We start from the raw sequence: 10,671 nt of genomic DNA on the forward strand, positions 1-10,671 counted from the left end.
CGAACTGAACACCAGAGGGAGATCATGGGCATCGTGCTGCGCGAGGCGGGGCAGGGCGCCTTCCTGTCGGCCACCGAGATCTACCCGCATCTGAGCTATGCCGCCGAGGTCACGCTCGGAGCCTTGCGCAAGTCGATCGAGTTTCTGGAAAAGCAGCAGCTCGTCATCCGCGAGCGGCAGGGCCGGAGAGTCGTCATCGTGCCCACCGAGAGAGGCTACAACTGGTTCCGCCCGGCGGCACCGAGTTCGGCCGGACCATCAACTTCATAGAGACCAAGGAGGAGAGCATTTTTTTATCCGCGTCGGCTATATGTATCTACTAATTACTTACTAGAAGTTACTTATAATATAGCCGAAGAGGATTAGGAAAATTTCTTTCGAGACAGAATGACAGAACAGAGCTATGGGACTGCTCCGGCCGAACAGGAAGACCTCCCGGTCGAGGCAGAGGAAGAACTTGAAGACGAAGACGATGAGGATGTTCCGGCCAGCTCCGGCGCGTCCCGTTCGGCTCGTGAGCTGACCGATGCCGAGTTCGTCCAGGCCCGCGAGCTATACGAGCTGGGCAAGATGGGCGTGCGCGAGCTGGCCGATCAGTTCGGCTGCTCCCGGCAGACCCTGCACCGCCGGTTCAAGAAAGTCGGCGCCAAACGCGGCTCGCGCGCCCATGAGGTCTCCAAGGCCACACAAGAGACCGTAGAGCGCTTTGCGCAGCGCCGCGCAGAGCGTATCGAAGAAACGCGCCTCAGCGGCTACACGACGCTAAAACAGGCTCGTCTGCTCGCTCAGAAGGTGGTGATCGACGCGGTGAAGGCCAACCGGCCAATCGAGAGCACCGATGACGCACTCAAGGCCGTGCAGCGCTACAACAAGATCCTGCTCGACAACATCGCAGGCACCCTCAGCGTGCTCGATGCGGCCAACTATGTCGACGAGGAAGACCTGCCGATCCTGCAGATCGAGGATCTGACCGCCGACGACATCCTGAAGCACCACATCTCGACCGGCGTGCTGCCAGATGACGCGACGATCGAGGATCTGAACACCGAGATCTTCGGCGATGACTAACTTCCCGGCGACGAAGCAGAACCCACCCAGCCGCCAGGTCCAGCGCCAGATCCAGCGCCTGGGCCTGCACCGGCTTCAGACGGTGGTCTTTCAGGACCGCCATCGCTTCCGGGTGATCGTCGCCGGGCGGCGCTGGGGCAAGACCCGCCTCTCGAAAACCGAGATCATCAAGGGCGCCGTCAGCAAGTCCAACCAGCTCGTCTGGTATGTCGCCCCGACCTACCAGCAGGCCCGCGACATTATGTGGGACGACCTGAAGGCGTCGATCCCGCGCAAGATGATCCAGAAGAACGGCGTCAACGAGACCCGGATGCGGATCAGGCTGATCAACGGCTCGATCATCCAGCTCAAGGGAGCCGACAACCCCGAAAGCCTCCGCGGCGTCGGCCTGAACTTGGTCGTCATCGACGAATGTCAGGACATCAAGAAGGAGACCTGGGAGACCGTTCTTCAGCCGACCCTCGCCACCACCGGCGGCCGGGCGATCTTCATCGGCTCCCCGAAGGGTTTCGACTGGTTCTACGACAATTACCAGAAGGGGCAGGCGGGCGAGGTCGTGCGCGACGAGAAGGGTCGCGATGTCGCCAACGAGTGGAAAAGCTGGCAATTCCCGACCATCACCTCGCCCTTCATCCCGAAGAAGGAGATCGAGGCTCGGAAACGCGATATGGACCCCAAGAGCTTCGCTCAGGAGTTCATGGCCCGCTTCGAGAACGTCTCCGGCCGTGTCTACTACCCCTTCGACCGCAACGTGCATGTCGGCGATTACGACTTCGACCCGCGCCTGCCGATGTTCATCGGCATGGACTTCAACATCGACCCGATGTCGGCTGTCATCCTGCAGGAACAGCCCAATGGCGAGATCTGGGCGGTCGATGAATGCGTCCTCTACGGATCAAACGTGCTGGAGACCGGCGAGGAGCTGGCACGGCGCTACTGGCGCGAGATGAAGCGCCGGCAGGTTCAGATCTATCCCGACCCCGCGGGCAACAACCGCAACCACGACCGGGGCGAGACCTCGCTCGAGATCCTGCGCGACCTCGGCTTCAAGGAGATCTATTTCAAGCGCAAGCACCCGCCGGTGCAGGACCGGATCAACACCGTGAACCGCCTGCTGCGCTCCGCCGACGGCCGAGTCATCCTCAAGGTCGATCGGAGCTGCCGCAAGCTCATCGAGAGCCTTGAGCAGACCGTCTACAAGGAGGGCAGTCGCGAGGTCGACAAGACCCGCGGCACCGAGCATGTCGGCGACGCGCTCGGCTATTACGCGGATTTCCGGCACCCGATCAAAAAGGTGCAGATTTTGGGTGTCTCGATTTGAGCTTGCCTTCTAGTAAGTGCTTACTGTATTCATATGCGGAGGTATGGATACAGGCATGACAACGACAGAGACCAAAGCTGTAGGTTCGGAACAGGCGCTCGCGCTCTACAATCGCGTGCATCCCGAATATGCCAAGCTCAAGGATCACTGGGAGTTCTGCAACGCCTGCTACATCGGCGGCCAGGAATGGTTCGCCGGCAACATCCATCGCTACCATAAGGAAGGCGACCAGGAATACGCCGCGCGCCTACAGCGCGCCACGCGCATCAACCACACCCGCGAAGTCGTCGACCTGATCCAGAAATACATCTTCAAGTCGCCGATCGCGCGGGATGCCTCGGCTGGCGCCGATGTGCAGGCGTTCTGGAAGAAGGCGACCCGTGACGGGCGCAATGTCGGCGAGCTGATGGCGGAGGTCTCCACGGCGACCTCGGTCTGCCAGCGCGTCGCGGTGGTCGTCGATACCGAGACCGGCCCGGTCGTCACCCTGAGCCAGGCGGAGGCCGAGGAGCACAAGCGCGCGGTCTACGCCTATGTGGTCATGCCCTGGGACATTCTCGACTATTCCTTCTCCAAGACCGACGGCAAGCTGAACTGGATCAAGCTGCGCGAGTGGGTTCGCGACGACGAAGATCCGCTCCAGGTCGACATGAACATGATCGAGCGTCAGCGTCTGTGGACGCGCGACGGCTGGATGCTCTTTTCGCGCCGCGTCCCTGTCGGCACCGAAAAGGATGGCGGCATCGAACTCAAGGACATGGGCAGGCACGATCTCGGTGAGGTGCCGGTGCGTCTCGTCGATCACATCAGCCTGACCGGCAAGCCCTATCGCTCCGCCGGACTCGTCGATGACGTGGCCTATCTGGACCGTCAGGTGGCGAACTACCTCTCCGACCTTGATGCCATCATCCAGGACCAGACCTTCTCGCAGCTCGCCATTCCGGCCGAGTCCCTTCCGTCCGATCAGAAGGGCGCGAAGAAAAACATGCTGGAGTTCGGCACCAAGCGTGTCTTCACCTATTCCGCGGGCATCGGCTCTTCGGCCCGCCCCGAGTTTCTCTCGCCCGACCCCAAGCAGGCCGGCGTGATCCAGTCCACGATCGACATGATCGTGGCCCATATCTATTCGACCATCGGCCTCGCGGGCGAGCGCACCAAGCAGGACAACGCTGTCGGCATCGACAACTCCTCGGGCGTCGCCAAGGCCTATGACTTCGAGCGCGTCAATGCGCTGCTGCTCTCCAAGGCGCAGCGCCTGCAAGCTGTCGAGAACTGGCTCGCCGAAATGGTGCGCAAGTGGAACGGCGAGCGCGCCCCGAACAACACCGATCTCGTCACCTATCCCGACAGCTTCGATGTCGCCACCCTTGGCGACGAGCTGGTCACGGCCCAAGCGCTCCAGAAGATCGAGGCACCGATCGAGCTGCGGCGCGAGCAGATGCGCGAGATCCTCGCCAAGCTGCTTCCGGCCACCAAGGACGAGACCTGGAAGAAGCTCAATGCGGCGATCGACAAGTGGGATGTGCAGCCCAAGGTCGCTCCCGGCATGGGTCAACCCGGCGCAGGCGGCAAGCCCGCAGGCGCTCCCAACCGTCAAGGCTCGGTCACGGCCAAGACACCCGCCACCCCCAAGACCAACGCCAAGTAACCGGCCAGGTCTGCAACAGAACTACCGGGTCGAGAGACTGACCCACCAAACCAAGATCGCCCGAGAGACTGGGCAAGGAGACTGAACAAATGTCGTATTACCAACTGATGGCCTCGAAATATGCCAACCGCCGGACTTTTTCGCCTGAAACCGAAGGTGGCGCTGGTGGCGCTGCTGGGGCTGCTGATGACGCCGCTGCGGGCGGTGCTGGTGCCGCCGGTGCTGACGGCGGAAATGCAGGTGATGCTGGATCGGGCGCACCGGGCGAAGCGGGCCAGGCTGATCCGGTCGTAAACGCGGGCAAGACCAAGGTCGAAAACCCCGCCGCACTGACCGTCGAGCAGTTGCAGGCCGCGCTGGACGCCGCCAATACCGAGAAGGCTGACCTGCTGCGCGAGTCGATGGAGCGCAAGGCCAAGCTGAAGGCCTTTGATGGCGTCGACCCCGAGCGCTACCGTGCGCTGGTCGCAGCCGAGACGCAGGCCGAGCAGGCCGCTGCCGAAGCCCGCGGTGATTTCGATCGCGTCAAGACGATGATGGCCGAGGCCCACGCCTCCGAGACCGAGGCCCTGAACGCGCGCGTCGCCGACCTGGAAGCCGCTCTTGCCGGCAAGGGCCGCGAGATCGACGAGCTGACGCTGGGCAATGCCTTCTCGGGCTCGAGCTACATCAAGGACAATATGGTGCTGACCCCGGCCAAGAGCCGCCAGCTCTACGGCGCCCATTTCGAGACCGTCGATGGCGTGATCGTTGCCTATGACAAGCCCAAGGGCGCCGCCGACCGCACCATTCTGGTCGACGCCTCGGGCAAGAACCTGCCCTTCGAGAAAGCACTGGAGAAGATCGTCGATGCGGACCCGGAGAAGAAATCGGTCCTGCGCTGGAAGGCGCGCCAAGGTGCGGGCTCTGGCTCGGACGGTTCGGGCGACGATGCTGGCAAGGCTGATACGAAACAGGCCGAGAAAGCCGAGCTTTACGGCGTGAGCCGGATCGCGGCGGGTCTGCGCGCGGGCAAGTGATCGAAAGCAGCACCTGAAAGGGTGTTGCAAAAAAGCCCTTGTATTTTTGCAACAGTTCAGGCTATACAGTAAGTGCTTACTGTATAGCCTCTTGACGTTTGTGCCGAGGCTGTCGGTGGCACCGAAATCACGGCCCCGACGGGGCGTATCAAGGAGTGAAATATGCCCCTGTTGGCTGCCGAAGCCGCGAAGCTGTCGATCGAAGATCGTCAACGCGGTGTTATCGAAGAGATCATCAAGGACGACGCGCTGTTCGCGCTGCTGCCCTTTGTTGGCGTGACGGACGAGGTTTACTCGTATGTCCGCGAAGCGACCCTGGCGCAGGGTGCGTTCGTCGACCCCTATGAAGTGCTGGAAGAGAGCGCCTCGACGTTCACCAGCCACTCGACCAAGATCCGCCGCTTCGCTGGTCAGGTCGACATCGACAACTTCATGGATGAAGTCCAGTCGAACCTGAACCCGCAGACCGCCATCCAGCTCGCCTCGAAGGCGAAAGGGATGAGCCTGCAGTTCCGCTCGGAACTGGTGAATGGCGACACCGCTGTCAACGCCAAGTCGTTCGACGGCCTGCGCAAGCTGACCCCGGCCGGCCAGACCCTCGGCGCGGGCACCAATGGCGGCGCTCTGTCCTTCGCCCAGCTCGACGAGCTGCTGGACGCTGTGCCCAAGGGCGCTGACTGTCTGATGATGCGTCGCGGCACCTGGCGCGCGATCCGCGCTCTGAACCGCGCCTTCGGCGGCAACGTCGCGGAAGACACGATGATCGAGAACTTCGGCCACCCGGTCAAAGCCTATGACGGCACCCCCGTCATCATCAACGACTTCCTGCCGGCCAACGAAGTGCAGGGCACTGCGAACGAGACCTGCTCGATCTATGCTCTGCGCCTGAACGAAGCCGATGGCCTGCATGGCATCTACGGCGGCCACTCGGCGGGCGTCCGCATGGAAGAGATCGGCACGCTGGAAGACAAGGACGCGACCCGCTACCGCCTGAAGTGGTATGCTGGCCTGGTCCTGAAGGCGACCCACGGCGTCGCCCGTCTGAAAGGCCTGACCAACATCTGATCCTGCTATACAGTAAGGACTTACTAGAATAGAGTGGGCGGGAGCAATCCCGCCCCTTTTCACAATCGGAGAGCAAATGTCTGTCATTCAATCCAAGCACCTGAAGCTCGTGCAGCAGGGCTACGAGAACTATACCGGCCCGATCGGGGCCTATGAATTTGTGGAAGGGGTCTCAATTGAAGCCATTCCGCTGATCGCCCGCGACCGCCTCTCGGTCGCCTTCCAGATGGTCGAGGTCGAAGAAGATGGCTCGGAAACTCCGGCCGGTCCCGCGCACCGCCTGCATTCGCTGCGCGATGTGACCGCCGAGGTCGCCGTGGCGATGTCGCGCCAGAGCGAGGATGAAAAGTCGGCCGAGAACGCCCAGGCCATGATCGGCGGCGAACGTGTCCGCGTCCTGCGCTCGCGCACGAACCTTGAAGCTGTTGCTGACAAGATGGGTATCTCGGGCGTGCGCCTTGCTGCCGACCCCTGGAATGTGCGCTCGAAGGCGATCCCGGTCCTGATCGACATGATCCTGGGCGCTCAGATCACCTATGTCGAGGCCCGCGTGCAAGAGCTGGTGGGGCAGGGTGCCGACGAGGCCGAGGCCCGCGCGCTCTTTGCGCTCAAGGACGACGTGCCGATGCCGGTCAACCCCAAGGATGCCGAGAAGGCCGCTCTGGCTGCTGCCATGACCGTCCCGGCCAGCGAAGGCGCGGCGCCCGCAGTGGTCGAAACCCCGGTCATCGAGGATGTCATCGCTGCCGCCGCCTCGGGCGATCTGGGCGCGTCGGTCTGGGTCGATCCTGTCGATGATGACGACGATGTGGTCGATCCCGATCCGGTCGAGACCGAAGCCTCTGTGAGCGCGGAGTAAGCTGATGCGGATCTACCCCGAGGGCGCGGCCATTCTGCTGTCTCTTGATGTCGCCGGCATCGACCTCGCGGGCGGGTCCGCGACGCTGCGCGACGAGCACGGCGACGTGCTGGCCGATCTGGGCCCGGTGACGGGCGCCAATGGGCAGGAGAAGATCGAGGTGCTGGTCCCGGCCGAGCACAACGTCTTCCTGCCCAGCGATGACGAAGTTGGCGTGCGCTTCTTGCGTATCAGCTTCGCCAGCGGCGTTCGCACCGATCTGCCCTTTGGCATCGAGCGGGACGCACCGCTGCGCGAGATGGAGAACAGCTTTATGACCCTGCCGCGCGCCGTCGTCGAGGCGGCGCGCATGGTCGGGCTCGAGGATTTCAATGCGGAGGAAGATGAGGGTCGGCTCAAGGCGGCGCTGATCGAGGCCTATCGCCGCATCACCCAGCTTCGGCTCACCTATGAAACCACCGGCGCGCGCCCGCGCTGGGAAAGCCTCGATGCTCGGATCTGGGAGGATTTCACGCCCGACGCCTTCACCATCCTGCCATCGCGACTGCAGCGCGCGCTCCGCCGCGCCCAGCTCACCGAGGCAAGCGAGATCCTTCGCGGCAACGCCTATGCCTCGAAGATCGCCGCCGGCATCCAGTCTGAGACCATTGGCGAAGCGTCAATCACCTTCCGGGCCGACGCCTCGATCAGCTCCGGCACGCATGGGGTCTCGACCTATACGATGGCGGTCCTGTCGGAGTTTCACGACACCACCATCCGCATCGGGAGGGCATGATGTTCCGACCGAACCAGACAGGCCATGTCACGAGCGCCCTGGAACTCAACATCTATGGCGAGGCCGTCCCGGCTGACCCTTTCGCCATCCGCTTCGCTGTCGTGCGCCTCGGCCAGGACGTGAAGTCGGGCGACGCGACCGATGAGCTGGTCTCGACCGCGCGGGGCCGCATCCTTGTCGCCCGCGACACCGCCATCCGCATCGGCGATCACTTCACCTTCGATGGCCTGCGCTACGAGGTGGTGGGCAAGGAGCCGCGCTTCGCTATCTCCGGCGCCCTCGATCATTTCGATGTGCGTCTGGAGCTGCGCCCGTGACACCGACGCTGAAGGTCCACGGTGACTGGGGCCATATCGAGTTGATGTTCCGCAACGCGGCCGAGAAGGTGCCGCGCACCGCCCGCAAGACGATGTGGCGCTCCGCGCGCCGCATCCTCGCGCGCGCCAAGGAATACACGCCCGAGGATTTCGGCTTCCTCGAGGACTCCATCCGCATCGAGCAGAGCTATGGCGCTCGCGGGCGACTGCAGCTCGACATCGTGATGGGTGGCAAGACGGTCCTTCGGCCCGACACCGTGATGGGGCGCATGGTCGATCTCGACCAATATGCCCTCATCATCCACGAGTTCTATGACCAGTTTCGCCCAGGCCAGGGCACCAAATACAAGCGCAGCCTCGGCATGAAGGCCGGAGGCCGCTTCCTCACCCGCGCCTTCAGCGACGACAACAACCAGTTGGAGCGCGATATGGTCACGGCGGTCGAGCGGATGTTCGACGGTCGGGGCAATTTCGTCGATCGCGAGCCGCCCGACGTTCCAGGAGATGACGTATGATCCTTGAGATCCTTTCCGACAAGCTGATCGAGGCGGGCTTCGTGCCCGGCAAGAGCCTCTTTCTCGGCCACATGAACGCCGACGCCGCAGGCGTCCTTCTGCGCGTGCCGCACCCCATTCCGATCGACCCTGAGATCCCCGGCCGATACCGGGGCGAGATCCAGGTGCTGACGCGGGCCAAAACCGTCGCTGACGGCATGGCGCTCGCGGCGCGGGTGCAAAGGCTGCTGACGGTCAATGTGCGCGAGCGGCTGCCGGGCGCTCATCTTGATCGCTGCCAGCCGCAGGCCTTGCCGCTGCGCAACCCTTTCACCGAGAGCGGGCAGATCGAGCACGGCCAGTATTTCGATGTGATTTGGGGTCAGGCCGCTTAGGCATCTGCCTAGATAGTCAAGCGCCTATTGCATAAAAAAGGGCGCTGTGGCATTACAGTAACTGCTTACTATATGGCCCAAGAGACGGGCATTCAAGGAGTGTAACGAGCATGGCATCCACTACGGAAAACGTGAAGCTCGGCGTCTGCTCCGTCATCTATGGCGGAAAGAGCCTCGGCTTCACCAAGGGCGGCGTCGAAGTCGCCGTCGAAACCCAGACCTATGAAATCACCGTCGACCAGATGGGCACCACGCCGATCGGCGAGCGCATCACGGGCCGCACCGTCACCGCAACCGTTCCGCTGGCCGAAGCGACCCTGGAGAACCTCGTCGAGGTCATGCCGGGCGCGACCCTCGTGACCAACGGCGCGAAAGCGACCGGCACTGTCACCTTCGCCACCGCCGTTCCGGCCAATGGCGATAGCGTCACCGTCAACGGCATTCCCTTCACCTTCCGCACCAAGGCCACGAACGAGGGCGAAGTCACCATCGGCACCGGCGCGGGCGCCGCGGGTCTGGCCGCCACCGCTGCCAACTTCGCCGCCGCCATCAACGCGGCTCAGACCGGCTTCATTGCTGTCGCCGCGGCGGGTGTCGTCACCCTGACCGCCAAGACCACCGGCACCGGCTGGAACGGCCCGATCGACAAGGCAGTCGCGACCCCGGCGAACGTCACCACCACCGCGCTTGCGGGCGGCACCGACGCCACCGCCGCCTCGGTCACGGTCTCGAACGCCATCTCGATGAACCTGCTGTCGCTGGGCAAGCCGCTGGTCCTGCGCCCGAAGGGCACCTTCGGCGAAGACGACTTCACCATCTTCTCCGCCGCCTGCCCTGGCGCGCTGAACTTCAGCTACTCGAACGAGAACGAGCGTCTCTATTCGGCCGCCTTCAAGGGCTACGCCCAAGCCGACGGTCGCCTCTTCAAGATCGGCAACTGATCCAAGGGCGCCCGGTAAGAGCCGGGCGTCTTCCCCTCCCTTTTTGCAATGAACCGAAAGCCAGGAGACCCTCACATGGCGAACGTCAAGACCATCAACACCTCCGAACTGCTCGACAATGACGCGCTGGTCGTCGTCATCGACGACGTGAGCCACCCGCGCATCGAGCCGACCGTCAAGGACATGCTGCACACCCTCAAGGATCTCGAAGATCTGGGTAAAGCCTCCTCGATGGCCGACGAACTCGATGTCGTCATCCGCATTGTCATGCGCAGCTTCCCCACCATGACCCGCGAGATGGTCGAAGGCTATCCGATCGTCGTGCTGAACGAGGTGTTCGCCATCGCCCGCGACGGCGAGATCGCCAAGCAGGAGACCGACGAGCAGGGAAAGTCGTAACCCATGAACTGACCGAGCAGGACATGGGGTTCTACATCGCCGAAATGGTGCGGTTCTACTCCATGCCCCTGCCGATGGTTCTGGCGCTTCCCTCCCGCCAATTCGCCTTCCTGATCCGGCAGCAGAGCCGGATCGAGGCCAAAGAGGGGCTGACCCAGATCCGGCTCATGGGCTGCATCCACGGCGAAGAAAGCCTCAAGGAAACCGTAGACGCCCTGCTGGAGCGCCTCGGCAAGACAGAGACCTTCCAGGTGGTCTCCAAAACCAGATCAGGCGTCGTGAACATGGACGACGTGAATGAGATGGACCCGGATTTTGACAGGCACGCATTGCGCGCGCTGAAAGCGCGGCACGGATAGAAAGATGAGAT

General features: G+C 63.0%; 14 protein-coding genes. All 14 read left to right on the forward strand.

Annotated features, from left to right (window positions below):
• Positions 1 to 24 precede the first annotated feature (24 nt).
• Positions 25 to 270, forward strand: coding sequence for a hypothetical protein (locus tag GL300_RS18415; protein ID WP_155041132.1), 246 nt, complete (start codon positions 25 to 27; stop codon positions 268 to 270).
• Between the two features lie 117 nt (positions 271 to 387).
• A complete protein-coding gene (locus tag GL300_RS18420; RefSeq protein ID WP_155041133.1) occupies positions 388 to 1,068 on the forward strand; it encodes a helix-turn-helix domain-containing protein in 681 nt (226 codons plus the stop codon).
• Positions 1,061 to 2,389 (forward strand): phage terminase large subunit, encoded by a 1,329-nt coding sequence (locus GL300_RS18425; RefSeq protein WP_155041134.1) that lies wholly within the window; start codon positions 1,061 to 1,063, stop codon positions 2,387 to 2,389. The genes GL300_RS18420 and GL300_RS18425 overlap by 8 nt, the downstream gene beginning before the upstream one ends.
• Before the next feature lie 55 nt (positions 2,390 to 2,444).
• Entirely contained in the window at positions 2,445 to 4,037 is a 1,593-nt protein-coding gene (locus tag GL300_RS18430) for a hypothetical protein (RefSeq protein WP_155041135.1), read from the forward strand.
• Between the two features lie 89 nt (positions 4,038 to 4,126).
• On the forward strand, positions 4,127 to 5,056 hold the full coding sequence (locus GL300_RS18435) for a DUF6651 domain-containing protein (RefSeq protein WP_155041136.1): 930 nt from the start codon (positions 4,127 to 4,129) through the stop codon (positions 5,054 to 5,056).
• A 162-nt stretch (positions 5,057 to 5,218) separates the two neighbouring features.
• Complete coding sequence (locus GL300_RS18440) at positions 5,219 to 6,121, forward strand: major capsid protein (protein ID WP_155041137.1); 903 nt, start codon at positions 5,219 to 5,221, stop codon at positions 6,119 to 6,121.
• Between the two features lie 76 nt (positions 6,122 to 6,197).
• A complete protein-coding gene (locus GL300_RS18445; protein WP_155041138.1) occupies positions 6,198 to 6,980 on the forward strand; it encodes a hypothetical protein in 783 nt (260 codons plus the stop codon).
• A 4-nt stretch (positions 6,981 to 6,984) separates the two neighbouring features.
• Positions 6,985 to 7,755 carry a hypothetical protein gene (locus GL300_RS18450; RefSeq protein ID WP_155041139.1) on the forward strand — a complete coding sequence of 257 codons (771 nt, stop codon included), beginning with the start codon at positions 6,985 to 6,987 and terminating at the stop codon, positions 7,753 to 7,755.
• A complete protein-coding gene (locus GL300_RS18455; protein WP_155041140.1) occupies positions 7,755 to 8,072 on the forward strand; it encodes a hypothetical protein in 318 nt (105 codons plus the stop codon). The genes GL300_RS18450 and GL300_RS18455 overlap by 1 nt, the downstream gene beginning before the upstream one ends.
• Positions 8,069 to 8,587, forward strand: coding sequence for a hypothetical protein (locus GL300_RS18460; RefSeq protein WP_155041141.1), 519 nt, complete (start codon positions 8,069 to 8,071; stop codon positions 8,585 to 8,587). Before GL300_RS18455 ends, GL300_RS18460 begins: the two co-directional genes overlap by 4 nt.
• Positions 8,584 to 8,961: a phage tail terminator protein gene (locus GL300_RS18465; protein ID WP_155041142.1), complete on the forward strand. Its 378-nt coding sequence runs from the start codon at positions 8,584 to 8,586 to the stop codon at positions 8,959 to 8,961. The genes GL300_RS18460 and GL300_RS18465 overlap by 4 nt, the downstream gene beginning before the upstream one ends.
• A gap of 110 nt (positions 8,962 to 9,071) precedes the next feature.
• A complete protein-coding gene (locus tag GL300_RS18470) occupies positions 9,072 to 9,902 on the forward strand; it encodes a hypothetical protein (protein ID WP_155041143.1) in 831 nt (276 codons plus the stop codon).
• A 75-nt stretch (positions 9,903 to 9,977) separates the two neighbouring features.
• Positions 9,978 to 10,301, forward strand: a complete 324-nt coding sequence (locus tag GL300_RS18475) for a hypothetical protein (protein ID WP_155041144.1) — start codon at positions 9,978 to 9,980, stop codon at positions 10,299 to 10,301.
• 23 nt (positions 10,302 to 10,324) lie between these two features.
• Positions 10,325 to 10,660, forward strand: a complete 336-nt coding sequence (locus GL300_RS18480; RefSeq protein WP_155041145.1) for a hypothetical protein — start codon at positions 10,325 to 10,327, stop codon at positions 10,658 to 10,660.
• The last annotated feature ends 11 nt before the right edge of the window (positions 10,661 to 10,671 follow it).

Source organism: Paracoccus litorisediminis (assembly GCF_009711205.1).
GTDB classification, from domain to species: domain Bacteria; phylum Pseudomonadota; class Alphaproteobacteria; order Rhodobacterales; family Rhodobacteraceae; genus Paracoccus; species Paracoccus litorisediminis.

Excerpts from the sequence above, each read along its gene's own strand:
- GL300_RS18415 (WP_155041132.1), top strand. The coding sequence starts at position 25 with ATGGGCATCGTGCTGCGCGAGGCGGGGCAGGGCGCCTTCCTGTCGGCC.
- GL300_RS18420 (WP_155041133.1), top strand. The coding sequence starts at position 388 with ATGACAGAACAGAGCTATGGGACTGCTCCGGCCGAACAGGAAGACCTC.
- GL300_RS18425 (WP_155041134.1), top strand. The coding sequence starts at position 1,061 with ATGACTAACTTCCCGGCGACGAAGCAGAACCCACCCAGCCGCCAGGTC.
- GL300_RS18430 (WP_155041135.1), top strand. The coding sequence starts at position 2,445 with ATGACAACGACAGAGACCAAAGCTGTAGGTTCGGAACAGGCGCTCGCG.
- GL300_RS18435 (WP_155041136.1), top strand. The coding sequence starts at position 4,127 with ATGTCGTATTACCAACTGATGGCCTCGAAATATGCCAACCGCCGGACT.
- GL300_RS18440 (WP_155041137.1), top strand. The coding sequence starts at position 5,219 with ATGCCCCTGTTGGCTGCCGAAGCCGCGAAGCTGTCGATCGAAGATCGT.
- GL300_RS18445 (WP_155041138.1), top strand. The coding sequence starts at position 6,198 with ATGTCTGTCATTCAATCCAAGCACCTGAAGCTCGTGCAGCAGGGCTAC.
- GL300_RS18450 (WP_155041139.1), top strand. The coding sequence starts at position 6,985 with ATGCGGATCTACCCCGAGGGCGCGGCCATTCTGCTGTCTCTTGATGTC.
- GL300_RS18455 (WP_155041140.1), top strand. The coding sequence starts at position 7,755 with ATGTTCCGACCGAACCAGACAGGCCATGTCACGAGCGCCCTGGAACTC.
- GL300_RS18465 (WP_155041142.1), top strand. The coding sequence starts at position 8,584 with ATGATCCTTGAGATCCTTTCCGACAAGCTGATCGAGGCGGGCTTCGTG.
- GL300_RS18470 (WP_155041143.1), top strand. The coding sequence starts at position 9,072 with ATGGCATCCACTACGGAAAACGTGAAGCTCGGCGTCTGCTCCGTCATC.
- GL300_RS18475 (WP_155041144.1), top strand. The coding sequence starts at position 9,978 with ATGGCGAACGTCAAGACCATCAACACCTCCGAACTGCTCGACAATGAC.
- GL300_RS18480 (WP_155041145.1), top strand. The coding sequence starts at position 10,325 with ATGGGGTTCTACATCGCCGAAATGGTGCGGTTCTACTCCATGCCCCTG.